At 60.8% G+C, this 24,416-nt stretch carries 26 protein-coding genes; 9 read left to right on the top strand and 17 right to left on the bottom strand.

Going from position 1 to position 24,416, the window contains the following annotated elements; genetic code table 11:
• Positions 1-5: 5 nt before the first annotated feature.
• From PR018_RS14195 to PR018_RS14175, 5 genes are all read right to left on the bottom strand, one after another.
• On the bottom strand, positions 6-893 hold the full coding sequence (locus PR018_RS14195; RefSeq protein WP_142824744.1) for an AraC family transcriptional regulator: 888 nt from the start codon (positions 891-893) through the stop codon (positions 6-8).
• Positions 894-985: 92 nt separating this feature from the next.
• Positions 986-1,777 carry an amino acid ABC transporter ATP-binding protein gene (locus PR018_RS14190; protein ID WP_142824745.1) on the bottom strand — a complete coding sequence of 264 codons (792 nt, stop codon included), beginning with the start codon at positions 1,775-1,777 and terminating at the stop codon, positions 986-988.
• Positions 1,774-2,442 (bottom strand): amino acid ABC transporter permease, encoded by a 669-nt coding sequence (locus PR018_RS14185; protein WP_142824746.1) that lies wholly within the window; start codon positions 2,440-2,442, stop codon positions 1,774-1,776. The genes PR018_RS14190 and PR018_RS14185 overlap by 4 nt, the downstream gene beginning before the upstream one ends.
• Positions 2,439-3,080 carry an amino acid ABC transporter permease gene (locus PR018_RS14180; RefSeq protein WP_142824747.1) on the bottom strand — a complete coding sequence of 214 codons (642 nt, stop codon included), beginning with the start codon at positions 3,078-3,080 and terminating at the stop codon, positions 2,439-2,441. Before PR018_RS14180 ends, PR018_RS14185 begins: the two co-directional genes overlap by 4 nt.
• A 100-nt stretch (positions 3,081-3,180) precedes the next feature.
• Positions 3,181-4,008: a transporter substrate-binding domain-containing protein gene (locus tag PR018_RS14175; protein ID WP_142824748.1), complete on the bottom strand. Its 828-nt coding sequence runs from the start codon at positions 4,006-4,008 to the stop codon at positions 3,181-3,183.
• A gap of 230 nt (positions 4,009-4,238) precedes the next feature.
• On the opposite strand from PR018_RS14175, the gene PR018_RS14170 reads away from it, so the two are divergent.
• Entirely contained in the window at positions 4,239-4,967 is a 729-nt protein-coding gene (locus PR018_RS14170; RefSeq protein WP_142824749.1) for a histidine utilization transcriptional repressor HutC, read from the top strand.
• On the opposite strand, the gene PR018_RS14165 is transcribed toward PR018_RS14170, so the two are convergent.
• On the bottom strand, positions 4,948-6,111 hold the full coding sequence (locus PR018_RS14165) for an aminotransferase (protein ID WP_142824750.1): 1,164 nt from the start codon (positions 6,109-6,111) through the stop codon (positions 4,948-4,950). The genes PR018_RS14170 and PR018_RS14165 overlap by 20 nt on opposite strands.
• A gap of 103 nt (positions 6,112-6,214) precedes the next feature.
• Between PR018_RS14165 and speB the strand changes: the two genes are divergently transcribed.
• Positions 6,215-7,270, top strand: coding sequence for an agmatinase (gene speB, locus PR018_RS14160; RefSeq protein WP_111219840.1), 1,056 nt, complete (start codon positions 6,215-6,217; stop codon positions 7,268-7,270).
• A gap of 68 nt (positions 7,271-7,338) precedes the next feature.
• On the opposite strand, the gene PR018_RS14155 is transcribed toward speB, so the two are convergent.
• Positions 7,339-7,506: a Thivi_2564 family membrane protein gene (locus PR018_RS14155; protein WP_111219842.1), complete on the bottom strand. Its 168-nt coding sequence runs from the start codon at positions 7,504-7,506 to the stop codon at positions 7,339-7,341.
• 215 nt (positions 7,507-7,721) lie between these two features.
• Between PR018_RS14155 and PR018_RS14150 the strand changes: the two genes are divergently transcribed.
• Positions 7,722-8,147 carry a hypothetical protein gene (locus PR018_RS14150; protein ID WP_224127884.1) on the top strand — a complete coding sequence of 142 codons (426 nt, stop codon included), beginning with the start codon at positions 7,722-7,724 and terminating at the stop codon, positions 8,145-8,147.
• A 128-nt stretch (positions 8,148-8,275) separates the two neighbouring features.
• Positions 8,276-8,560, top strand: coding sequence for a DUF982 domain-containing protein (locus PR018_RS14145; RefSeq protein ID WP_142824752.1), 285 nt, complete (start codon positions 8,276-8,278; stop codon positions 8,558-8,560).
• A gap of 57 nt (positions 8,561-8,617) precedes the next feature.
• Here PR018_RS14145 and PR018_RS14140 read toward each other — a convergent pair whose 3' ends face one another.
• The 5 genes from PR018_RS14140 to PR018_RS14120 all read right to left on the bottom strand — a co-directional run bounded on the left by PR018_RS14140 (position 8,618) and on the right by PR018_RS14120 (position 14,607).
• Positions 8,618-10,339, bottom strand: a complete 1,722-nt coding sequence (locus PR018_RS14140) for an ABC transporter ATP-binding protein (protein WP_142824753.1) — start codon at positions 10,337-10,339, stop codon at positions 8,618-8,620.
• Between the two features lie 105 nt (positions 10,340-10,444).
• The gene (locus PR018_RS14135; RefSeq protein ID WP_142824754.1) at positions 10,445-11,563 is read right to left on the bottom strand and encodes a porin; all 1,119 of its coding nucleotides are present in this window, start codon (positions 11,561-11,563) and stop codon (positions 10,445-10,447) included.
• A 703-nt stretch (positions 11,564-12,266) separates the two neighbouring features.
• Positions 12,267-12,548, bottom strand: a complete 282-nt coding sequence (locus PR018_RS14130) for a CBS domain-containing protein (protein ID WP_142824755.1) — start codon at positions 12,546-12,548, stop codon at positions 12,267-12,269.
• Between the two features lie 60 nt (positions 12,549-12,608).
• Positions 12,609-13,271, bottom strand: coding sequence for a CBS domain-containing protein (locus tag PR018_RS14125; protein WP_142828798.1), 663 nt, complete (start codon positions 13,269-13,271; stop codon positions 12,609-12,611).
• Between the two features lie 175 nt (positions 13,272-13,446).
• Positions 13,447-14,607: a M20 aminoacylase family protein gene (locus PR018_RS14120; RefSeq protein WP_142824757.1), complete on the bottom strand. Its 1,161-nt coding sequence runs from the start codon at positions 14,605-14,607 to the stop codon at positions 13,447-13,449.
• 141 nt (positions 14,608-14,748) lie between these two features.
• On the opposite strand from PR018_RS14120, the gene PR018_RS14115 reads away from it, so the two are divergent.
• Together PR018_RS14115 and PR018_RS14110 are read left to right on the top strand one after the other, a co-directional pair.
• Positions 14,749-15,882, top strand: coding sequence for a D-alanyl-D-alanine carboxypeptidase family protein (locus PR018_RS14115; protein WP_142824758.1), 1,134 nt, complete (start codon positions 14,749-14,751; stop codon positions 15,880-15,882).
• 13 nt (positions 15,883-15,895) lie between these two features.
• Entirely contained in the window at positions 15,896-17,077 is a 1,182-nt protein-coding gene (locus PR018_RS14110) for a CobW family GTP-binding protein (protein ID WP_142824759.1), read from the top strand.
• Here the strand turns inward: PR018_RS14110 and PR018_RS14105 are convergent, their stop codons facing one another.
• From PR018_RS14105 to PR018_RS14085, 5 genes are all read right to left on the bottom strand, one after another.
• On the bottom strand, positions 17,078-17,311 hold the full coding sequence (locus tag PR018_RS14105; protein WP_224127888.1) for a sulfurtransferase TusA family protein: 234 nt from the start codon (positions 17,309-17,311) through the stop codon (positions 17,078-17,080).
• Positions 17,304-18,617, bottom strand: coding sequence for a L,D-transpeptidase family protein (locus tag PR018_RS14100; RefSeq protein ID WP_142824761.1), 1,314 nt, complete (start codon positions 18,615-18,617; stop codon positions 17,304-17,306). The genes PR018_RS14105 and PR018_RS14100 overlap by 8 nt, the downstream gene beginning before the upstream one ends.
• A gap of 234 nt (positions 18,618-18,851) precedes the next feature.
• Positions 18,852-19,805 carry an acetyl-CoA carboxylase carboxyltransferase subunit alpha gene (locus PR018_RS14095; protein ID WP_142824762.1) on the bottom strand — a complete coding sequence of 318 codons (954 nt, stop codon included), beginning with the start codon at positions 19,803-19,805 and terminating at the stop codon, positions 18,852-18,854.
• A gap of 63 nt (positions 19,806-19,868) precedes the next feature.
• Entirely contained in the window at positions 19,869-20,825 is a 957-nt protein-coding gene (xerD, locus tag PR018_RS14090) for a site-specific tyrosine recombinase XerD (protein WP_142824763.1), read from the bottom strand.
• Entirely contained in the window at positions 20,822-20,989 is a 168-nt protein-coding gene (locus PR018_RS14085; protein WP_162854752.1) for a hypothetical protein, read from the bottom strand. The genes xerD and PR018_RS14085 overlap by 4 nt, the downstream gene beginning before the upstream one ends.
• A 150-nt stretch (positions 20,990-21,139) precedes the next feature.
• Between PR018_RS14085 and PR018_RS14080 the strand changes: the two genes are divergently transcribed.
• The 3 genes from PR018_RS14080 to PR018_RS14070 are packed head-to-tail and all read left to right on the top strand — an operon-like array spanning position 21,140 to position 24,164.
• Positions 21,140-21,730, top strand: a complete 591-nt coding sequence (locus tag PR018_RS14080; protein ID WP_142824764.1) for a shikimate kinase — start codon at positions 21,140-21,142, stop codon at positions 21,728-21,730.
• Positions 21,727-22,857: a 3-dehydroquinate synthase gene (gene aroB, locus PR018_RS14075; RefSeq protein WP_142824765.1), complete on the top strand. Its 1,131-nt coding sequence runs from the start codon at positions 21,727-21,729 to the stop codon at positions 22,855-22,857. Before PR018_RS14080 ends, aroB begins: the two co-directional genes overlap by 4 nt.
• The gene (locus PR018_RS14070) at positions 22,854-24,164 is read left to right on the top strand and encodes an HlyC/CorC family transporter (protein WP_142824766.1); all 1,311 of its coding nucleotides are present in this window, start codon (positions 22,854-22,856) and stop codon (positions 24,162-24,164) included. The genes aroB and PR018_RS14070 overlap by 4 nt, the downstream gene beginning before the upstream one ends.
• Positions 24,165-24,416 lie beyond the last annotated feature (252 nt).

The following is a 24,416-nucleotide window of genomic DNA, read 5'->3' as shown; positions in this document are numbered from 1 at the left end:
CAGTTTCAGCGGTTGGTCGCCGGAACGTTGCGCAGTGATGCGTACATGCCGGTGGTGCGAAACTCTGTCGGGTTGAGGCCATAGACCCGCCTGAACGCCTTTGAAAAATAGTTGGCGTCGTCGAAGCCCGACATGATCGCCACTTCCTTGACCGGCAGGAAGGCTGCCTTTGTCAGCAGAACGGCAGCCCTCTGCATGCGTTGCTGCAGGACGAATTCTGCCGGCGGCAGGCCCTCGCTCTCGGCAAAAACCCGCGAAAAATGCGCCCGGCTGAGGCCGCTTACTTCCGCCAGTTCCTCGACGGGCAGCGGCTTGTCGAGATTGGCGTTGATGTGATCGACAACTGCCTGCATCGCGCTCTGGGTCTGCATGAAGGCGTGTGACCCGAACACCCCGTCGTAGAGTGCCATAGCGGCGCTATAGGCGACGGCGGAGGCTTGGGCGGGGCTCTTGGCGCCGTGGATCAGCTGCAGGCTGCAATCCGCCAGCTGGTCGATAGTCCCTTGCGGCAGCTTCAGCAGCGGGCCGGCCGCCGCCAGAATCAGCTGGTGGATGCGCAGCGCTTCCTCGCCGTTCATCGAGATCCAGAAATACTCCCAGCGGCTGTTCTTCTCCAGCCAGTAGCGATGGTTGTGAGGCACCATGACCAGCAGCGTATCGCCCGAACCCAGACGATAATTGCGGTTTTCGTAGCGCAAACGCCCTTCGCCGCTGACGGTGTGCTGCAGTACTGTAAACGGTGTCTGCCCGCGCTTGCGGCCATCCCAGTCGTAAGTCTCGTTCTGGCGGATCTCATAGCCGGCGCTGGTCGGCATGGCATGCAGCCTGTGCCGTCCCCGAGGCAGCGAGACCGTCCGCGTCATCGGTCCACCGTCGAGCAGTTTCTGCAGCATGAAATTACCCCTGAAGTATTTCGATCTCCGTCCGGTCGAAAACTTATAGGCATAGTCCGGGGCGCAGGACAGTCAGAATGCTGGAATGCCGCCTAAAGCAGCGTCGAGGCGCCGCGATCGAGGTAGGTGTCGAGGAATTGCTCCAGGCGGGGGTGGCGGGGCTTGGCAAAGACCTCTTGCGGCGTGCCGCTGAACAATATCTTGCCATGGTCGAGGAATGTCATCTGCTGGCCGACGGTGGCGGCAAAGCCGATCTCGTGGGAAACCACGACCATCGTCATGCCCTCAGACGCGAGGTCGCGCATTACGTTCAGCACTTCGCCGGTCAGTTCCGGGTCGAGCGACGAGGTTGGCTCGTCGAACAGCATGATCTTCGGTTTCAGGGCCAGCGCCCGGGCAATTGCCACGCGCTGCTGCTGGCCGCCGGACAGCTGTGACGGATAATGCCCGGCCCGGTTTTCGAGCCCGACCTTGACCAGTTGTGCCATGGCGCTGTCTTCGGCATCCTTGCGGCTCATCTTGTGCACCGTCTTCAGCGCTTCGCTGACGTTGCCGAGTGCCGTCATGTGCGGCCAGAGATTGAATTGCTGGAAGACCATACCGATACGGCCGCGGATAGCCCGGTTGGTCGCGGCCGACAGGCGTTCCCGCACCCCTTGGGCATTCTCCGTAAAGCCGAGCACTTCGCCATCGATGGTGATGGTGCCCTTTGTCGCTTCCTCGAGAAAGGCCATGCAGCGCAACAGCGTGCTCTTGCCGGAGCCGGAGGGGCCGATCAGGCAGGAGACCTGTCCTTGAGGGATTTCCAGATCGATGCCGTGCAGTACGGTCGTGTCGCCGAACTTCTTGACCAGGTTCTTGACTGCGATTGCCGGGATACTCATGCGTTGAAAAACCTGAATCTGGTGAGTTTCGTTTCGGCGAGATGGCCGAGCCAGCCGGTGGCTTCGACCAGGACCCAATAGAAGACGGCGAGCACGAAGAGCGCTTCGACAAAGGCATATTGCTGCGAGCCTATGGCACTCAGCGTGGCCGTCAGTTCGGGCACCGTGATGATCGACAGCACCGCCGTTTCCTTCATCAGGATGATGGTCATGTTCAGCGAAGGCGGCAGCACCAGCATGATCATTTCCGGCAGCAGGATGCGTCGGATGATCTGGCCCTGGCTCATGCCGACGCATTCGCCGGCTTCGATATGGCCGGGAGGCACGGCCGCAAAGCCGGAGCGGAAGATTTCGCTGTAATAGGCCGCCCCGTAGATCGACAGACCCATCAGGCCGGCCGGGATCGGATCGAGCGACAGGCCGATGAAGGGGCCGCCATAGTAGACCAGGAAGATCTGGATGAGGAAAGGCGTGCCGCGCAATATAGCAACCAGCAGGCCGAAGATCGCATCGACCACGGGGCCGCCGTAGCGGCGGGCGACGGCAACGAGGAAGCCGAGGAAGGCGGCCGCAACGGTGCCGAGTATCCAGATGAGGATGGTGACCAGGCCGCCGCTGACGATCGCCGGCCACTGGTCGATGATGACATGGATGTCGAAGGTCATCGCGGCGCTCCCGGCAACGCGCGCTCGATCATGCCGCCTGCAAGCGCCACGATCCAGTTGATTATCAGGTAGATGAGGCCGGCCGAGGCGAAGATCTGCAGCGGCTGGAAAGTGCTGGCCGACAGGTCCTGAGCCATGCGGGTCAATTCGATGATGCCGACGACGGATACCAGCGACGAGGCCTTGAGCAGCAGGATCGCCTCGTTGACGAGGGCGGGAAAGGTCAGCCGCATGGCGATTGGCGCCTTGATGCGGCGAAAGATCTGGGCCGGCGTCAGGCCGACCATTTCGGCGCATTCTATCAGGCCGCGCGGCACGCTGGCAAAGCCGCCGCGCAGGTTTTCTGCCTGATAGGCGGCCGTCGACAGCGACATGCCGATGATGGCTGCGACAATGCTCGGCACGTTCACGCCAATGGCCGGCAGCAGATTGTAGATCAGCAGCAATTGCACCAGCAGAGGCACGCCGCGAAAGAAGCTGATGAAAATTCGGGCTGGCCAGATGAACAGCCGCTGGCCCGACAGCGTCATCGCCGAGATCAGCAAGGCTAGCGTGAAGCCGATCAGGATCGACGCGACGCTGATGGTGATCGTGTAGATCGATGCTTGCAAAAGCAGTTCGAAGAGTTTGTAGGACATGTCTCGAATTCGCTCGCCTGGCAGTCAGTGAGACCCGATCCTGTCTCGGATCGCACCCCGGGGATAAGCCGGGGCGCAATCAGTCAGAAAGACGAGCAGATCAGAATGCCGGGTCCTTGACGGCATCCGGGGTGTCGAAGCTGGCGCCGAACCACTTCTTCTGCAACGTGGCCATGCGACCATCAGCCTTGATCTTCAAAAGAGCTGCATCGATCGCGTCCATCAGAGGCGCGTGATCGGCATCCTTCAGGCCGATGAAGCCGAAATAGGACTTCTTGCCGAATGTCGGCGTGACGACTTCGAATACGCCTTCACGCTGCTTGGCAACAAAAGCAATGTTCGGCAGCGAGTTTGCAACGCCTTCGACGCGGCCTGCGGCGAGGTCGGCATAGGCATCGTTGAACGAGACATATTCGTGCACGTCGACAGGCTTGGGCAGGGTAGCCGAATATTCCTTCAGCTGGTCGAGCTGCGAAGTCGCCTTGCCGACGCCGATCTTGGTGCCGGCAATGTCTTCCGGCTTCACGATCTTCTTGTCACCGGACTTCTTCAGGATGGCGATGCTCGCCTCGGCGATCGGCGGCGTGAAGCGGTAATGCTCCAGACGCTTCTTGGTGATGGTAGCCGGGCCGGCAACGACGTCGAATTTACCAGCTTCAAGGGCCGGGAAGACGCCGTCCCAGGGAAGTGTGACCCATTCGATCTTGACGCCGAGTTCCTTGCCGATTTCGGCGAAGAGATCGACGTTGAGGCCGACATGCTCGCCGGCATCGATGAAGTCGAAGGGTGCGAAGGCGGTTTCGGTGCCGACCTTCATGGTGCCGGCAGCCTTGACTGCGGCAAGCGTATCAGCAGCCTGGGCCGACAGCGTCGCGCCTAGCAGGAAGGCAGCGCCGAGAAGACCCTTCAGCAGGGAATTGGTTTTCATGATCTCTCTCCAGTTTTTCATCCCCCTGTCGGAGGATTTGAATGTGATTTTCCCGCGAGACGGATTTCTGCGATCCGCTTTTGACTATACAAATAGATATAGGCGGGCCTACAGTGTCAATGTAAAAGTCTGGACACGCAAAAAATGTGCCGGCTGACAGCTGCAGGCAAATCGCCCGCCATTGCCGGGTGACCGGTAGGCTCTGTTGCCACACGGATCGAGGGTCGACCTTGGCATCAATTTACCAGACCATTTTCAGCGATATCGAGGCGAAAATCCTGGCGGGCGAATGGCAGCCTGGGTCCCGCATTCCGATCGAGCAGGATCTGGTGGCGCAATACGGTTGCTCGCGCATGACGGTGAGCAAGGCGCTGTCGGCGCTTGTTGCGCGTGGCATGGTCGTGCGCCGGCGCAAGACCGGTTCGTTTGTCGCCTTGCCGCAGATCGACCGCACCGTGATGGATATCCAGGATATCAGCACTGCCGCGGAACTTGCCGGGCACAGCCACGACCACAGTATACTGACGCGCAAGATCGAACGACTGGACGCAGGCGATGCCAAGTTGCTCTCTGAGCCGGTGGGGGCCGAGATCCTCAGGCTGCAATGCCTGCACATCGTCGATGGCAGGCCGAATGCGCTCGAGCGCCGTATCATCATGCTGGATCTGGTGCCGCTTGCCCGGGAGGAGAAATTTGCCGTGCTGCCGCCGGCAAAATGGCTGCTGGAGCAGGTGCCCTGGACCAAGGCCCGTCATGTCATCCGGGCGATCTCGGCCGATCAGGCGACAGCGCGGTTGCTGGAGACCGAGCGTGGCGAAGCCTGCCTCAACCTCGTTCGCCAGACCTGGCAGAATGGCCGCACCGTCACCTACGTCGAAATCACCCATCCGGGCGAGCGGTTCCAGTTTGCCGGCTGTTTCCAGCCAGCGGCAACCTGGCCTACCGCAGGCGATCGCTGAGAAGCGCGATGGAGGTCACATCGGCGTTGGCGAAAGCCAGCCGCAGATAGCGATCCTGTCCTTCGCCGAAATAGCTGCCGGGAATGCAGACGACGCCGGCCTGCCTTGCGAGCCTCTCGGCAACCTCTGCCGATGACTGCCCGGAAAAGGGATGGCGGACGAAAGCGAAATAAGCGCCGATGGCACCGATTTCCCATTGCGGCAGATCGGCGAACACCAGTCGCAGCGCATCGGCCCGCCGGGCGATTTCCTGGCGATTGCCGGCGCGCCAGTCGGCGAGAACAGGCAAGGCGGTGGCAACCGCCATTTGCGGCGCACGGGGCGCACAGATCTGCATATTGTCCATGACCTTGGCGATTTCCGCGACGAGGCTCGGTCCTGCAGTGATCGCTCCCAGCCGATGGCCGGGAATGCAGAAGGATTTCGAAAAACTGTAGAGCAGCACCAGCGTTTCTTCCCAGCCGGGTTCGGACAGAAGCGCATGCGGCCGCCCGAAATCCTCGGGTAGGAAGTCGCGGTAGGTTTCATCGATGATCAGCCAGGCGCCGTGCTCCTGGCAGAGCTTGAAAAGCTGATGCAGCAGATCTTTCGGATAGACAGCACCGGTCGGGTTGTTGGGCGTCACCACCACGAGCGCCCGTGCACCGGTTGCGAGCGCTGCTTGCGCCGAGTTGAGATCGGGCAGGAAGCCATTGGCCGCGTCGCATTGAACCAGGCTATGCCCGATACCGAGCATCGACAGCGTCGTTTCGTGATTGAAGTAGTAGGGATTTGTCAGCGCCACGCTGCCTCCCGAAGCCGTAAGGGCAATCGCGGTGGACATGAAGGCCTGGTTGCAGCCGGCGGTGATGTGGATGTGGTCGGCGTTGATTTCCGCACCATAGACGGTGCTGACATGCCGCGCATAGGCGTCGCGCAGCACCGGCTCTCCCTCGATCGGGCCATAGCCTGTCATGGCGGGCGAGGCGGCGGCTTGCCCGAGCAAGCGCAGCATCTCGGGATGGGTCGGATAGCCGGGGACTGCCTGCGACAGATCGATCAGCGGTCCGAGCCTGCCATCATAGGCCTTCCCCCAGGCGTGCACCGAGGGGATCGGCGGGGGTGAGAGGCGGGTGACGAGGGGGTTGGCTTGGGCGCGGGTCATATTGGCTTTCTCGTTTTTCCATTGCTACAACGAGTGCAACGGCATTCTCAACTGCTTTGTCGGGCGAGGCAGGCGGGAACAACATCGGGCAGAGGAAGCGGCTATGAGCTGGGACAAGACGAAGCTGGACGCGTTGCGGGCGAAATTCAGCGATGCTGCAGGCGGCGCGATTTTCGACGAAGCGTTTCGCAAGGTCGGCGACAAGATCTTTTCGAAGAGCGGCACCCGGCTGGCGCCCTATTCAGGCCTGCCGACATTCGTCAGTGCGCCTTATCTGCCGGTTTCTGCGGAAGATCCCGATTTCGGCAATCTGCAGGTAGCAATCCTCGGAATTCCGATGGACCTCGGCGTCACCAACCGCCCGGGTTCGCGTTTCGGGCCGCGTGCGCTGCGCACCATCGAGCGGATCGGTCCCTACAATCATGTGCTCGGTACGGCGCCGGTGTTCGATATCCGTGTTGCCGATATCGGCGACGTGCCCTTCCAGAGCCGATACCGGCTGGAGCAGTCGCATGCGGATATCGAGAAGCGCGTCAACCAGATCGTCGATGCCGGCGTCCTGCCCCTATCGGTCGGCGGCGACCATTCGATCAGCCATCCCATCCTGAAAGCCGTCGGCAGGAAGCGGCCGGTAGGAATGATCCATATCGACGCCCACTGCGATACCAGCGGCGCTTTCGACCAGACCAAGTTCCACCATGCCGGGCCTTTCCGAAACGCCGTGCTAGACGGGGTTCTCGATCCGACGCGCACGGTGCAGATCGGCATTCGTGGCTCGGCCGAATATCTTTGGGAATTTTCGTTCGAGTCCGGCATGACGGTCATCCACGCGGAGGACGTGACGGGTCTAGGTATTCCGGCGATCATCGAAAAGGCGAGGGCCATCGTCGGCGACGGGCCGACCTATCTGTCGTTCGACATCGACAGTCTCGACCCGAGCTTTGCGCCGGGAACCGGTACGCCTGAGATCGGCGGCCTGACGACACGCGAGGTGCTGGAGCTGATCCGTGGTTTGAAGGGGATCGATATTGTCGGTGGAGATGTCGTGGAGGTGGCGCCGCAATACGATACGACCACCAATACGGCGCAGGCCGGTGCCCAGGTGCTGTTTGAAATCCTGAGCCTGATGGTGTTCAGCCCGTCACTCGGAGGGCGGTAGGCTTTTATGGGCAGGCTTTGGAAAATCGACGGACACGGGCAATCCCGTATCCGTCGACTGGATCTGGCCTAGAATACCGCGAGGTACTTCAGCAGCGAGATGATGCCGATGATGATCACGATGATCTGCACGATCTGGCGGATGCGAGCCTCGATGGGCAAACGCTGAACAAGCCAAAGCACCAGAATGATCACCAGAAACGTGATCAGAATACCAATCAAAACAGATGAACCCATTATCCCCAACTCCTTGCGTCTTGAATATGCCTTGCGGCCACCTGGCTTAACTATGTAGCCATGTTCATAAGGAAAGGCCGGCAGTTAAATTCGATGCATTTTTGTGCGGGTAGTGCAATAAAGCCTCGGATTGACCATTGATTTTACCGGTTTGCTGCGTCCTTGCCGGCTTTTCGAGTTCAATCGGGCTCCAATTCGTGCCGTGGGGGGTAACTATGCTGAACAGGTTCGTCATCGCTATGTCGGTGTGCATCGCCGGCGCGATTGGCATCGGCGGGTCTTCCCCGGTCCGCGCCGACGCCTACACGGCCTATAGCAACACCGCGTCCAGCATAACCGGTGACATTTCGATGGACGATTTCAGCATCAGTTTTGCCAATGGGGAATCGCTCGATTTCTCGGATCTGGTCAGCGACCATTTCCGTATCGACGGTCACAGGGTTCCAGCATCCGTCTACCGGGTGCAAAACCCTGCCGATCCGGTGCTCGAAAATGGCAACAGGCTGTGTGGCTCCGGCAAGGTCAGCTATATCGCCACCTGGGGCGCTGGCGAGGGGCTTACGGCCGTGGCAGTTTTCACGGGCCACGCCGCTCCCGAGAGTGATGAAGACATGTGCGGTTCCTATATTTACAACGATTGATACAAAATCGCCATTTTCCGAATGGCAGATGCCGGACCGTACCTGCCGTTGCGAAGAGCATCCGGGTGCACGGAACGATAGTCCGTCAGATCGATTGATACGTAGCTTTTGCGTTTTTGGGGGGCGCCATGACGCTTGAGGATAAGCAGTGGTCTGAGAGTTGTTATGTCGAGCGAGACAAGCTCGGCTTCTACATGATCGTCAGTTCCACCCGGCAAGCCATGAACCTGCTCTCCCGCTACTGGCCAGTCAGCGAGGGAGAAGCCTATTTCCATGCGTTGCGGACTTTCGGGCAGGTGATGATGAACAAGTTGCCGCCCGATGACGCCCGCGAAGCATTTCTCGCCGCAGCGGAGGAGGCCGGCGTCTTCGTATCGGATACGCCCCGGCTTCCGAATGTGCCGAAGGTATAGCCAGTCAGGGGCGGTAGACGCTTCCACCTCGCGGTAAACCGGCTCCACTATCAGAAATCAGGCAACCGCCCCGAATTGCGCCTCGTGCAGCCGTGCATAGGGACCCCGGCGTGCGAGCAGCTGCTGGTGCGTACCGTCCTCGACGATGCCGGACGTGCCGACCACGATGATCCGGTCTGCGTTGCGGATTGTTGCCAGGCGGTGGGCGACCACCAGCGTCGTGCGTCCCTCGGACAGCGCCGCGAGAGATTGCTGGATGGCATATTCGGTGGCCGTGTCGAGCGCGGACGTGGCTTCATCGAGGATCAGGATTGGCGGGTTCTTCAGGAAGATGCGGGCAATCGCCAGTCGCTGCTTCTGGCCGCCGGACAGTTTGACGCCGCGCTCGCCGACGCGGGTGGATAGTCCGTCCGGCAGCGACAGGACGAATTCATCCAGCGCTGCCCGCCTCAGCGCATCCATGATTTCGTCGTCGCTGGCGCCAAGGCGTCCATAGGCGATATTGTCGCGGATCGTGCCGCCAAACAGGAAGACATCCTGGGCGACGATGCCGATTTGCGCCCTGAGCGAGGCCTGCGTCATGTCGCGGATGTCCATTCCGTCGATGCTGATGGCGCCGCTGTCGACTTCGTAGAAGCGTGGCAGCAGCGAGCAGATCGTCGTCTTGCCGGCGCCTGACGGGCCAACGAAAGCAATCGTCTCTCCGGCCCTGATCGTCAGGTTCAGCCTGTCGAGAATCCTGCCATTGGCATCATAGCCGAAGCTGACGTCGGTATAGGCGATGTCTCCCTTCAGATGCTCAACCGCAATGGCGTTCGGTCTGTCGGCAATGTCCGGGGCGGTGTCGATCAGTGTCGTGAAGCGCTTGAAGCCGGCGATACCCTTCGGATAGCTTTCCAGCACGGAGGTAATCTTGTCGATCGGCCGGAAGAAGACGTTGACCAGCAGCAGGAAGCCGACGAAGCCGCCATAGCTCAGCTCGCTGCGAATGACGAAATAGGTGCCGGCCACCATCACCAGCAGCTGCACGAACCGGGTGCCGAAATAAGAGAGCGTGAGGCTCGCCGTCATGTAGGCATAGGCATTCAGCTTGGTTGCCTTGTATCCTTCGTTGTTGACGGCGAATAGCGCGCGCTCGTGGTCCTCGTTGGCAAATGCCTTGACGACCCGGATGCCGCCGACGCTCTCGCCGATGCGGGCATTAAACTCGCCGACCTGGCCAAACAGCTTCCGCCAGTTTTCCGTCATCCGGGCGCCATAGCGGCTGACCATCCAGGTCATCACGGGAACGATGACGGTCGTCAGCAGTGCCAGCTTCCAGTGCACGGTAAACATCAGGATGAAGGCGCCGATGAAGGTCATGATGGCGATGAAGACGTCTTCCGGGCCATGGTGGGCGACTTCGCCGACTTCCTCGAGATCCTTGGTGACATGGGCGATCAGGTGCCCGGTCTTGTTATTGTCGAAGAAGCGGAAGCTGAGTTTCTGGATATGGTCGAAAGCCTGGCGACGCATGTCGGTCTCGATGCTGATACCGAGTGCGTGTCCCCAGTAATTGACGACCGCCATGAGGCCGGTATTGATCACGTACACAACCAGCAGCAGCACCGCGACACCGGCAATCAGGCCCCAATCCTGGCCTGGCAGCAGCGTGTCGATGAACAGCTTCATCGCCAGCGGAAACCCGAGTTCCAGAAGGCCAGCAACGACTGCGCAGCCGAAATCGAGATAAAAGAGCTTCTTGTAAGGGGCGTAATAGGAAAAGAACCGGCGCAGCATGGGAAAACTCGCTTGTGGGGCAGGAGGCAATCGACCAGCGGCTTGAACACAGAAAAGGGCCCGAAAGCCGGGCCCTTTGGCAGACGATAGTGAGGGTCTAGCCTATCAGAAACTTCTCTGGAAGCGAAGAATGCCGGCCCAGGCGTCGTTGTTGGTCGAATCCCACTTGGTGTACTCGACTTCCGGCTCGATGGTGAATCCGCCGACCGGCTTGAACTGCAGGTTGGCAGCTGCGGCAAGGATCTTGCTGTCGGTGTAGGCGACCTGGACGTTGCCCTTCAGCTTGTCGTTGATCGGCACGTTGACGCCGCCCCAGACAGCCCAGTCGCCCCAGCCGCAAAGCTCTTCCTTGTTGACGGGGCAGGCGCCATCGGTGACGTAGCCCGAAGCATACTTGTTGAGCTTGTCGCCGTCTGTGTTCCAGCCGCCCATCAGGAATGCCGAAAAGACACCGAAATCGGCATCGACGCGGGCCTTGATAGCGCCTTCCTCGACGATCGAGTCGTAGCCGCCGACAACTTTGAGGCTCCACATGCCGGACTTGTAGCCGAGGCCGGCAACGACATCCGGGGTATAGGTGTCGGCCTTGGAGACCTGCCAGCTGCGGCCATTGCTCTGGACGAAGGAGGAGTCGTAATTTGCGTCGGATGCCGACTGGGAATCCTCGACCGAGACCATCGCGGTGAAGCCATTGCCCGGATCGTAGGTGTAGGTCAGCTGGTTGAGTTCGGTGTTGATCGGTCCGGGGCCGTAGGAAACCACGTCGTCCTGGATGATGTCGCCGGCATAGCCCGTGTAGGACGAGAACTGCGAATCCGCCTTGCCGACGAGGAAGCCGCCGAGGCTGATGTTGGCAAACAGGACCTTGTTGGTGTTGATGCCTTCAGATGATTCGAAGCGGTAGACCATCTCGGTCTTCAGCGCGCCGTATTCGGTGTCAGTTGCGGTATCGACGTTCAGTTCGACGCGCGTATGCCAGAAGGTGCCGATCTTGTGGTCAGGCTGGTAGGCATCGTGCCATTCGCCTTCGGTACGCACCATACCGCCGATCTTGAGGCAGGTTTCCGTGCCTGGAATGTAGAAGTAGCCGGCGCCATAGGCGTCGCAGATGCGAACATATTCAAGGGGTTCCGGTTCGGCGGCGACGATGGCGTCGGCAGCCTTTGCTCCGGAGACGATGGAAAGGGCTGCGGCCGAGCCCAACAGCAATGTGCGAATGTTCATGATCTATCCAATCTGTCGGGATTGGCCGTGGCAGCTGCGCGCAAAACTGTCTGCTGCAACTGCGGCCTATTACATGCTCCACCTGGAACAGCGGCGAATCCCCGCTGAATATAAGCATATCGGGACAACGGAATGTATCAACAGGGATCAGCGTCGATCACGGCGAAGCAGAACTTTCAGCACGCCGAGGTTGCCGAAATGTCACAACTCCAGCCCGCCACCGAGCTTTGCCGGTGCCGGATAGTTTGACGCGCTTACGTCTGGAAATTTTGTAAAAATGGTGTCCACGAGAGGATTCGAACCTCCGACCCCAGGATTCATACCACTTCGGTTTTAACCGCCGCCCGGAGGCGTTCGTGGTCTGGACTGTCCCTTCACCATGGGCCGAGGCCTTTAGGTGCTGCCCATCCAGTCTCTACACCTTCACCGGATTTCTCCGGAGCTTGGCTCGGGATTGGCATGCTGAAAGATCAGCGAAGCGTTCCCCGACTTTGAGCAGATCGACTGCAATCTTTCAAATGCAGCCCCCAATTAATGCAACTAGGAATCCTGTGCTCTATCCTACTGAGCTACGTGGACATAACGGTTTTACCCCGGTCTCCATAACGCAGGCTCAAGCGTGTCGCAACTCATCTTTTGCCGAACTCCATGTTCGGAAGGGCATGCAAAGCCGGGCGCTGCATCGGGACGGGACCGTCTGCCGCTATTCCATGATGTGCAGTTCTGCGCGCCGCATGGCCTTGCCGATGCATCCGTCCGGCTGCAGCGTCATGACGTCGAAGGCGGTGATGGCGCCCGGGAGCTTTCCCGACAGGAGGCACTTCATGGCTATGTCGCGGTCCGTCACGGTGCCGATGATGATGCCTGTCTCGACCACCACCACAATGCTGACGTTCTCCCGCTGCATGATTTCCAGAACGTCGTTGGCGAATGTGCCACGCGTCACGGTCTGCAACGGTTTGTTGCTCTTTTGGGCTTCGTCCATGGTCGTTCCTTGGTATGCCGTCGCAGCCGATCGCTCGGATGTCAGTCCGAACTCGGGTGGTCAGTCCGTCAGCGTCGTGTGGTCGGTGTAGCCGGTCACGCCGTGAACGCTTTCGACGAGCACACGGACGGCTTTTTGCTGCAGGTCCGTCTCAAGCCGCCCGCCGATAGAAACGCGTGCGCCCGATACCGTTACCCTGACGTGGGCGGGGTCGATGCCGAGGTCGTCCTGCAGCCGGGTGGAGATGGCGAGGCGAATTGCCTCATCGCCGGAAGCGACGATATCGAAGGGTGCGTCGATGATCATGCCCAGCAGGTCGCAGCGGCTGACGATGCCGATGAGTTGCCCCTTGTCGAGGATCGGTACGCGCTTGATGCCGTGCGACAGCATGATGCCGGCAATCTCGCGGACATCGGTGTCGGGGGCCGCCGTAATGATATCGCTGCACATCGCATCCCGGACCGACCATCCATGGGTATGCACGTAGTCATCCAGCGAAGGGGGATCGTTTGGCCCCGGCAGGTGGTAGTGCCGATCCTGCGCGCGGACGGCGACGCGACGCAGCAGGTCACCCTCGGTGACGATGCCGATCATTCGTCCGTCGTCGTCGATAACGGGCAGGCCGCTGATGGAGTGAGCGATCATCGAAAGCGCGGCGCTGCGGACGCTCGCGGTGGGTTGGATCGAGATGACACTGGTTGTCATGACGTTCTTGGCGAGCATTTATATTTCTCCCGAGACCTGAAGAGGGCAGGCGACACCGGCTCTGTTGACCGACGTGGCTGACCGAACTCCGGGCACATTAGGGGAGAAAGACGCGATGGCATTGATTTTGATCAATGCCATCGCGGGTATTGGTCACCGTGAATGAGCTTCAGTCGTTACCGCGACCTTGCCGTCACGAACCGAGACGTTGCTCGGCAAGGCGGACCCAGAAGGAAATGCCGTGGGCGATGGCCTCGTCGTTGAAGTCGTAGGCGGCATTGTGCAGGCCGGCGGTGTCGCCGTTGCCGAGGAACAGGAAGGCACCGGGCCGGGCGTTGAGCATGTAGGAAAAATCCTCGCCGCCCATCATCGGATCGACTTCCGCATTGACGTTGGCGTCGCCGGCGATGTCGCGAGCCGCATCGGCCGCATAATCGGTCTCGTTGGCGTGGTTGAATGTCACCGGGTAATTGCGGTTATAGCGGACATCGGCTTCGGCCCCATGGGCGGCAATGATGCCGGCGACGACCTGGCGCAGGCGCTGCTCGGCGAGATCGCGAATGCCGGCATCCAGCGTACGGACAGTGCCGGCGAGCGTCGCTTCGTTAGCGATGGCGTTCTGGGCGAAGCCGGCGTTGAATTTGGTGACGGAAACGACGGCGGAGCCGAGCGGGTCGACGCTGCGCGAGGCGATCATCTGCAGGTTGGTGACGATCTGCGCGCCGATGGCAATGGGGTCGATCGTCGTGTGCGGCATCGCCGCATGGCCGCCCCGGCCCTTGACGACAATGCTGAACTCGTCTGTCGCCGCCATGATCGCACCCTTGCGGATGGCGAACTTGCCGACGGGGATGCCCGGCATATTGTGCATGCCATAGACTTCGGCGATCTTGAAACGGTCCATCATGCCGTCCTCGACCATCAGCTTGCCGCCGGCGCCGCCTTCTTCGGCCGGCTGGAAGATGACGGCGACACTGCCGGTGAAATTGCGTGTTTCCGCCAAATATTTGGCGGCTCCCAGCAGCATGGCGGTGTGGCCGTCATGGCCGCAGGCGTGCATCTTGCCGGGTGTCTTCGATGCCCAGGGCTTGCCGGAAATCTCGGTCATCGGCAAAGCATCCATATCTGCGCGCAGGCCGATGGTGCGACCTTCGCCAGTGCCACGGATGATGCCGACGACGCCGGTGCGGCCGATGCCGGTGACGATCTCGTCGACACCGAAGCTTTTCAGCTTGTCAGTGACGAAGGCGGCGGTCTCCTCGACAGCGTACAGCAAGCCCGGATGGGCGTGGATGTGGCGGCGCCATTCGGTCACTTCGTCCTGCAGTTCCGCTGCTCTGTTCAAGATGGGCATGGTCGATTTTCCTGCTGATCAATCTCTTTGATATGGCGTGGGAAGACGGAAATAAACCGTCGATCACCTTTGCCTTCTCATAGCCATATAGGTTAAATACCTGCGAGGTTCGAGAAAATTCCGGACACTGAAGGACAGACCGTGCCGACGAAGCAGAATTCTTTGTTTGCCGCCTTGCGGCTTTTGCCGGTGGGTGCTGCCGTCACAGCGCTTTTCCTGAGCGGTGCATCCGCAGCCTTTGCAAACCCACACATCCTTGTCGATGTCAGTACCGGCCGCGTGCTGGAGCACGAGGAAGCGTTCCGCAAATGGTATCCCGCGTCGCTGACCAAGCTGATGACGGTCTATACGACGTTTCGCGCCATCCAGGCCGGCCAGATCAGCCTCGACACCCCGGTGGTGATGTCGAAGCACGCCGCTGCCCAGCCTGCCGCCAAGATGTATTTCAAGCCCGGCCAGAAGATGACGCTCGATAATGCGTTGAAGATGATGCTGGTGAAATCGGCCAACGATCTGGCCATGGCTGTTGCCGAGACGGTCGGCGGATCCGAGCAGGGCTTCGTCGCCAAGATGAACGCGGAAGCAGCGCGACTCGGCATGACGAGTTCGCATTTCATCAATCCGAACGGCCTGCCCGGCAAGGGGCAGTACACGACGGCGCGTGATCTCGCGATCGTAACCGTCGCCCTGCGTCGCGAGTTTCCACAGTATGCCGGCTATTTCGCGCTCGAGGGCTTTACCAACGGCGTCAAGCAGGTGCCCAACATCAACTTGCTGATCGGCCGCTACAACGGTGCCGATGGTATGAAGACCGGCTTCATCTGTGCATCCGGCTTCAACCAGATCGCCTCGGCGACGCGCAACGGCCGGACGCTGGTATCCGTCGTGCTCGGCACCAACAGCCTGGCTGAACGCGCCGACATGTCGGCCGACATGCTCGAAAAAGGCTTTACCTCGCAGTTTCCCGGCAACGACACCTTGCAGACATTGAAACCCTATGGTCCCGGCCAGGACCAGGTGGCGGACGTTACCAACGATATCTGCAGCGCCAAGGGCGCGCAGATGCGCAGCGAGACGCGCGACCCGACAGGCCGGATGAAGGTGCTTTCTCCCTATATCCACGAGATGACCCATACCCCCAACTTCACCTATGCCGGGCTGATCGGCGGCGGACCCGATGCGGCGGCCGACAAGGCGTCTGTCGCGAAGAGTTCGCAACAGGTATCCGGCGATGTCGCAGGCATTCCGGTTCCGCAGCCGCGCCCGACCAACTGATCGGACCCAGATCATGAACAGCACGCCTGACAAGGTGCCGGTGTCCATCCTCACCGGCTTTCTCGGCGCCGGCAAGTCGACGCTTCTCAACCGCATCCTGAAGGATCCGGAGATGCGCGACACGGCGGTCGTCATCAACGAATTTGGCGATGTCGGCATCGACCATCTGCTGGTCGAGAGCTCCGGCGACTCTATCATCGAATTGTCCGATGGTTGCCTCTGCTGCACCGTGCGCGGGGAGCTGGTCGATACGCTGGCGATGCTGATGGACCGGATGCAGACCGGCCGCAGCCGCACGCTGCGCCGCGTCGTCATCGAGACGACGGGGCTTGCCGACCCGGCGCCTGTGATGCAGGCGATCATGGGCAATCCCGTCATCGCCCAGAGCTTCGATCTCGACGGCATGGTCACTGTCGTCGATGCCGTCAACGGGCTGCAGACCCTCGACAATCACGAGGAAGCGCGCCGGCAGGTGGCAGTCGCCGACCGGCTGATCATTTCCAAGGGCACCATGGCGGGTGCTGCTTCATCGTCAGCGCTGGAAGCGCGGCTGCGGCTGCTCAACCCGCGCGCCCCGATCGTTGACGGCGACAGCGAGGAGGCTGCCCGCGCCGCCATCCTCGTCAACGGCCTGTACGATCCCGGCTCGAAAATTGCCGATGTCGGCCGCTGGCTGCAGGACGAGATGACCGCCGATGCCCACGATCACGCGCATCACCATGAGCATGAGCATGATCAGGGCCATGGGCATGGTCATCATCACCATGATCACCATCATGGCGACGGGCATCAGCATGGCCATGACGTCAATCGTCACGATGCGTCGATCCGGTCGTTCTCGATTGTCGAGAGCCAGCCGATCGATCCGATGGCGCTGGATATGTTCATCGACCTGCTGCGCTCGGCGCATGGGGAAAAGCTGTTGCGCATGAAGGCCATCGTGGCGCTGAAGGATCGTCCCGAGCGGCCTGTCGTGCTGCATGGCGTCCAGAACATCTTTCACGCGCCGGTGCGACTGCCGGCGTGGCCGGATCCAGCCGACAGGCGGACGCGCATGGTGCTGATCACCAAGGATCTGCCGGAAAGTTTCGTCAAGGACCTGTTCGACGCCTTCCTCGGCAAGCCGCGCATCGACATGCCGGACCGAGAGGCATTGGAAAACAATCCGCTGGCGATCCCGGGAATGCGCCTGTAGTCAACCCTTGCGGATCGTGAAGCGATGGCCGTCCGCCGTGCTGGCGCTGTCCAGCAGCGTATGGCCGTTTTCGTTGCAGAAATGCGGGATGTCGATGATGGCCAGCGGATCGCTGGTCTCGACAGTCAGCACTGCGCCCTGTGGCATCGAAGCCAGTTTTTTCCGGGTCTTCAAAACGGGAAGCGGACATTTCAGTCCGCGCAGGTCATAGGTCCCGGCGTCGAGCCTACTCACTCTTAGACCAGAATTTCCAGAACGGCGGCTTCTTGTCGGAAGGCTGGTCCTGAGCTGTCTCGACCGGGGAGGGGACCTGCGCATAGGCCAGTGGGTTCTGGGCCGGTACCGGCACGGTCGCCGGCAATGTCACGGCTACGGCTGTCGGGGCCAATGTCGCTGCCGGCGCGCTGCCTACCGTCGGCACAGAGGCAGTCGTCATCGGCAGTTGCGCAATGCTACCCTTGGCATTGTGGACGCCCGACGGCATTCCGGCCATGATGGTCGGAGATGTCGTCGGAAGGTTCGACTGGCGAGCCATCAGCGTTTCGAGTTCGGTGACCTTCATGATCTTGCCGGCAGCCAGGGCCGAGCCCGTCGGTGCGTATGCCAGATCGTGGCCGGCACGCTGCTTGGCGACGACCGCCTTGCGCTCGGCTTCGGTCGGGTCGTACCAGGCGGTATCGCTATATTTGCTCATCGCCTTGTCGTAATCGAGCTTGTAGATCTTGTTGTAGGCGACCAGAGCCGACTGCAGGGCAGGCGGCGTGGTCATGGCAGGGCATTTGCCGCTTGCAGTGAAGGGACCGTCGGACTGCTGGTTGAAGACGTATTTCTTCTCGCAGACCTCGACTTCCGGCGGACGCTTGGTCACCTCGAAATCGTCGTACCCGACCTTCAGCATCTTCCAGAAGTCGATATTGGAATTGAGGCGATGGCGGACCATGTTCTCGGCTGTCATGCGGAACGGAAAGGCTTCGAGCTGGATGGTCTTCTGGCCGCCCTTGAAGGCGTCGCGCGCGAAGGCGTAGATTTCGAGAACCTGCTGGTCCGTCATCGAATAGCAGCCGGACGACGAGCAGGCGCCGTGAATCATCAGATTGACGCCGCTGCGGCCGTTGGCGCTGTCGTATTTGTTCGGGAAGCCGGTGTTGATGGCCAGGTAATATTTCGAATTCGGATTAAGGTTGGCCGGCGTCAGGTTGTAGAAACCTTCGGGCGCCTGCCGGTCGCCTTCCTTGACCTTCGGGCCAAGGCGGCCGGACCACGCACAGATCTTGTATTCAGCAATCTTGTCGAAGCGGTTGTCGGTCTTCGCCTTCCAGATCTCCATGACACCCTCTTCCTTGAGGATGCGGATCATGATCGGCGAGTTGCGGTCCATGCCCTTTTTCGCCATTTCGGCGACGATGCGGTCCGGGAGCGGCTGCTCGACCTTGTTCTTGACCTTAGACAGGTCGATCGAGGTTGCTGAATCGAGCGTGTCGTTGCAGCCGGCGAGTGCCAGCGCCATCAGGGAAAGAGAGGCAAGGTAACGAATGCGCATGTGTGACTAAGCCCTAGACGCGAAACGGGTCGGGTGACCCTTATCGCAAACCCATCAAAGGAACCAAAATCATAGGCGTTTATGCTTGACGATTCCTTACCAGCCTATGCATCGGCCGGTGCCCCCAGGCAAGCAATTCTTTGCCCGAGGTTCGTTGGATAACATCAATGTGGCCAAGATTTGGCTTTTTACGGCAGAATTTCGCGCGATTTTCTACGTTTGGACGGGTTTCGCCTAGAGATTGCGGCCCATGGCGAGGAATTTCTGGCGTCGTTCGTTGCGGACCTGCTCGCCGGACAGACCAGAAAACTCACCGAGCGCTGTCGCGATGACGTTGCCGGTCGAGGCGATTGCGGCTTGCGGATCGCGGTGCGCGCCGCCGAGCGGCTCGGGAATGATGCCGTCGATGACACCGAAGGCTTTCAGGTCCTCGGCCGTGATCTTCATGTTTGTGGCAGCTTCCTTCGCACGGGCGGAATCCCGCCAGAGGATGGAGGCCGCACCTTCGGGCGAGATGACGCTGTAGATCGAATGTTCCAGCATGTAGACGCGGTTGCCGGTGGCAATCGCGATGGCGCCGCCAGACCCGCCTTCGCCAACGATGACCGAGATGATCGGCACCTTGAGGCCGAGACACATTTCCGTCGAGCGGGCGATGGCTTCCGCCTGTCCACGCTCTTCGGCACCGACGCCGGGATAGGCGCCTGCGGTATCGACGAGGGTGATGACCGGCAAGCCGAAGCGATCCGCCATCTCGAGTACGCGGATGGCCTTGCGGTAGCCCTCGGGCCGGGCGCTGCCGAAGTTGTGTTTCAGCCGCATCTTGGTATCGCTGCCCTTTTCCTGGCCGATGACAGCAACAGGCTGGCCACGGAAGCGCGCGAGGCCGGCCTGGATGGCGGCGTCCTCGGAAAATTTCCGGTCGCCGGCCAGAGGCGTGAATTCCTCGAACAAGGCTGCAGAATAATCGATGAAATGCGGTCGCTGCGGATGGCGCGCGACCTGCGTCTTCTGCCAGGCATTGAGCTTGGAGTAGATCTCGAGCGTTGCTTCGTGGACGCGGCCTTCTAGCCTGTTCACCTCATCGGAAGTGTCGATGCTTTCGTCTTCCAGGGCCAGCTTCTTCAGCTCGTGGATCTTGCCCTCGAGGTCCGAGATGGGCTTTTCGAAATCGAGATATTGGTGCATGAGGGGCGTTTCCGTTCCTTTTGCGCGGGCGGGGTTGTCAGGCTCCGGCCTTTGTTGCCGGTCCTAATCCTGCTTTTTCGCCTGTTTGGCAAGGGGGTGGTGCGTTTGCACCAGTTGGTGAAGGCGTTCTTCCAGCACATGGGTATAGATCTGCGTGGTGGAAATGTCCGAATGGCCAAGCAGTTCCTGCACCACGCGCAGATCGGCGCCGTTGGCAAGAAGATGGCTGGCAAAGGCATGCCGCAGCACGTGCGGCGATATCAGCGATGGCGTCAGGCCGGCGCGGATGGCGAGGTCCTTGAGGTCGCGGGCAAACACCTGGCGCGGCAGATAGCCTTCCTTCGAAGAGGATGGAAACAGCCACGGACTTTCCGGTGGTGGCTCCTTGGCGGCGGCCTCCTGCGCAAGGCGCATCTGTCCATAGGCCTTCATCGCCGATATGGCCGAGTGCGACAGCGGCACCATGCGCTCCTTGTTGCCCTTGCCGCGGATCATCAGGAAGCGGCCTTCGTGGTCCAGTACCTTGGCGGAAAGCGAGACAAGTTCGCTGACGCGCATGCCGGTCGCATAGAGGAGTTCCAGCAGCGCCAGCATCCGCACGCGCTGCAGCTTGTTCGGCCCGTCCAGTTCGGCTTCGGTTTCAGCCTGCGCCAGAAGGCGGCTGACCTCTTCGACGCCCATGATCTTTGGCAGTGCGCGGCCCTTTTTAGGCGCATCGAGAATACCGGTCGGGTCGTCGGTGCGCAGCCCTTCGGCATAGAGAAACTTGTAGAACTGCCGCATCGCCGACAGGCGGCGGGCCTGCGAGGATGCCTTGAAGCCCTGGTTCGAGAGGCCTGTGAGATAGGCACCGAGATCGGTGGACGCCGCCTCCGTCATTCGGACGGCACGGGCCTTGAGGAAGCCGTGCAGGTCGTCGAGATCGTGCTGATAGGACGACAGCGTGTTGAGCGCCGCACCGCGCTCGGCGCTCATCATTTCGAGGAAAGCTTCCATGTGGGCGCGTCCGAGATCTCTCATGGCTTGATCGTGCCTGTCGATGGCGGATTGAGCTTTTCGGCCGGGATGCGGATTGTGATATCGCGCGGCTTAGGCTCGACGAAAACGGCCAGTGCCCACATCGCTCCATAGACCGTCCCCGCTATCACCGCGCAGAAAACAAGGAAGCGAAACAGTGTGGGCATGCAGTCTCCTGGGTGTGCGGCAAGAGGCCAAGGGCATTTCGGCAAGGCCAGCGTTAGCGAAGATGTATTGCAGAGGTGTTTATACTGCGGCGACTTGACGCTATGGGCGCATTTGACGATACCCTTTGCAAACAATTTATGAATGGCCCGATGTGTGAACCTGTCCTAACCCTTGCGCAAAGCCTCAAAGACAGAGCCCGAGCGGCGCTCGGTCAGCGCAATCTTATCCTCGTCGGTCTTATGGGTGCCGGCAAAACCTCGATAGGTCGGCTCGTTGCAACCCATCTCGCAATTCCCTTCGTCGATGCCGATGCCGAGATCGAGCGGGTGTCGCGAATGACCATATCCGAACTGTTTACGGCCTATGGAGAAGAAGAGTTTCGGTCGCTCGAAACGCGGGTGATCAAGAGACTGCTGAAAGGCGGCCCGCGTGTCGTCTCGACCGGCGGCGGTGCTTTCGTCAACGATCGCACCCGCTGGCATATCAAGCGCAAAGGCCTCTCGATATGGCTGAAGGCCGATCTTGACGTGCTCTGGGAGCGCGTCAACAAGCGCGATAGTAGGCCGCTGTTGAAGACCGGGGATCCCAAGGCGACGCTCGAGGGCCTGATGAAGGCGCGTTATCCGATCTATGCGGAGGCTGATCTCACCGTCATGTCGCGCGATGTCCACAAGGATATCATCGCCCGTGACGTGCTGGCGGCGATCCTCCGCACAAGCCAGGAAAGTAAAGTATCATGAGTGCCATTCCTGACGTGTCCGAGCGTCTCGTCCACGTGCCGCTCGGCGAACGGGCCTACGATATCCTGATCGGCCCCGGCCTGATCGCGCGCGCCGGTGCGGAGATTACCGCGCGCCTTAGGGGTCGGCGGGCTGCCGTCATCACCGACGAAAATGTCGGTCCGCTGTATCTCGCCGCCCTGACAGCCAGCCTCGAGGCTGCTGGCATCGCTGTTGCCAGCCTGGTGCTGCCGGCCGGCGAGAAGACAAAGAGCTTCGAGCCGCTGATGACGGTCTGCGACGCGGTGCTGGAAGCCCGCGTCGAGCGTAACGACATGGTGATCGCGCTCGGTGGCGGCGTCATCGGCGATCTCGCCGGCTTTGCAGCCGGTATCGTCCGGCGTGGCGTGCGCTTCGTTCAGGTGCCGACCTCGCTGCTGTCGCAGGTGGATTCCTCCGTCGGCGGCAAGACCGGCATCAACACCCGCCAGGGCAAGAACCTCGTCGGCGTCTTTCACCAGGCGGACCTCGTGCTGGCCGACAGCGACGTGCTGAATACGTTGAGCGAACGGGAATTCCGGGCCGGATATGCCGAAGTCGCGAAATACGGGCTGATCGACAAGCCGGACTTCTTTGCCTGGCTCGAGGCCAACTGGCGTGACGTGTTTGCCGGCGGCCCGTCCCGCATCGAGGCTATTGCCGCCAGTTGCCAGGCGAAGTCCGATGTGGTGGTGGCCGACGAGCACGAAAACGGCGCGCGGGCGCTGCTCAATCTCGGACATACCTTCGGCCACGCGCTGGAAGCGACCACGAATTACGACAGCAGCCGGCTGGTGCACGGCGAGGGCGTCTCCATCGGCATGGTGCTCGCCCATCGGTTTTCCGCCCGGCTCAATCTGGCGAGCCCCGACGATGCGACCCGGGTCGAGGCACATCTGAAGGCGGTCGGCCTGCCGACGCGCATGAGCGATATCCCGGGCGCCTTGCCACCAGCAGAGATGCTGATGAAAGCCATCGGCCAGGACAAGAAGGTAAAGAGCGGCAAGCTGACCTTCATCCTCACGCACGGCGTCGGCCAGGCCTTCGTCGCCGACGATGTTCCCTCTTCGGAAGTGCTGAGCTTCCTCAAGGAAAATCACCCGCAATGACCATCGAAGGCACATTCGCAGCACTTGCGGAATATTGGCCGCAGTTCCTGTCCATCGTCCTGCTCGTTCTGGTCTCGGCCTTCTTTTCCGGTTCCGAAACGGCGCTGACGGCGGCATCGCGCAGCCGCATGCATACGCTCGAGGCCAATGGCGAGATCCGTGCTGCTGTCGTCAACGGGCTGATCGAGCGTCGTGACCGGCTGATCGGGGCGCTGCTGATCGGCAACAATCTTGCCAACATCCTGTCTTCGTCGATTGCCACCAGCCTGTTCCTCGGGCTGTTCGGCAGCTCGGGCGTGGCACTGGCCACCCTGGCGATGACCGTCATCCTGGTCATTTTCGCCGAAGTCCTGCCAAAGAGCTGGGCGATCTCGGCACCGGACCGTTTCGCGCTCTATGTCGCGCCGATGGTCAAGCTGTTCGTGGCGGTGGTCGGGCCGCTGTCGAGCGTCGTCAATGTCATCGTCCGGCAGATCCTGGCGCTGTTCGGCATCAACCTTTCCAAGGAAGTGTCGATGCTGTCGGCCCACGAGGAACTGCGCGGCGCCGTCGACTTCCTGCACCGCGAGGGATCGGTGGTGAAGGCCGACCGCGACCGTCTCGGCGGCGTCCTCGACCTCAGCGAACTCGAACTGTCCGACATCATGGTTCACCGCACGTCGATGCGGGCCGTCAACGCCGACGACGCGCCGGAGGCGGTGGTCCGCACCATGCTGGAAAGCCCTTATACGCGCATGCCTCTATGGCGCGGGACGACCGACAATATCATTGGCGTCATCCATGCCAAGGACCTGCTGCGGGCGCTGGCAGAGCCGAACGTCGAGCCGGAGAACCTCGATGTCGCCAAGATCGCGCAAAAGCCGTGGTTCGTGCCCGATAGCACCAATCTCGAGGACCAGCTGAACGCCTTTCTGCGGCGCAAGCAGCATTTTGCAGTGGTCGTCGACGAATATGGCGAGGTGCAGGGCATCGTCACCCTGGAGGATATCCTCGAAGAGATCGTCGGTGACATCGCCGACGAGCACGATCTCGATATCCAGGGCGTGCGGCAGGAGGCGGACGGCTCGATCGTCGTCGATGGCGTGGTGCCGATCCGCGATCTCAACAGGGCCCTCGACTGGAACCTGCCGGACGAGGAGGCAACGACGATCGCCGGCCTGGTCATCCACGAATCCATGACCATCCCCGAGGAACGCCAGGCCTTCACCTTCTACGGCAAGCGCTTCATTGTCATGAAGCGCGAGAAGAACAGGATTACCAAGCTGCGCATCCGGCCGGCTGAGGCGGCAGATACGGATCCTGTGTAGGGCTGAGGCGGGCTTAGTCGCCGTCCGATGGCGGCGTTGCTGCTATCTGCAGCACCTTGGACGTCGATTTGATAACGCGACAAAACTCACCTCCCTCATCCCTGTGCTTGTCACAGGGATCCAGCCGTGGCGCGTCTGCGCGGCGAGAAGATGCACTTAAGTTGAGAGAGTTCTGTCGCGCCCAAGGACTTGGGCGCACTGGATTCCTGTGACGAGCACAGAAATGAGGGCGGAGAGAGTGGCGCTCTAACT

Source organism: Rhizobium rhododendri, from assembly GCF_007000325.2.
Taxonomy (GTDB): domain Bacteria; phylum Pseudomonadota; class Alphaproteobacteria; order Rhizobiales; family Rhizobiaceae; genus Rhizobium; species Rhizobium rhododendri.
This window is presented reverse-complemented; position numbering and strand designations above follow the sequence as displayed.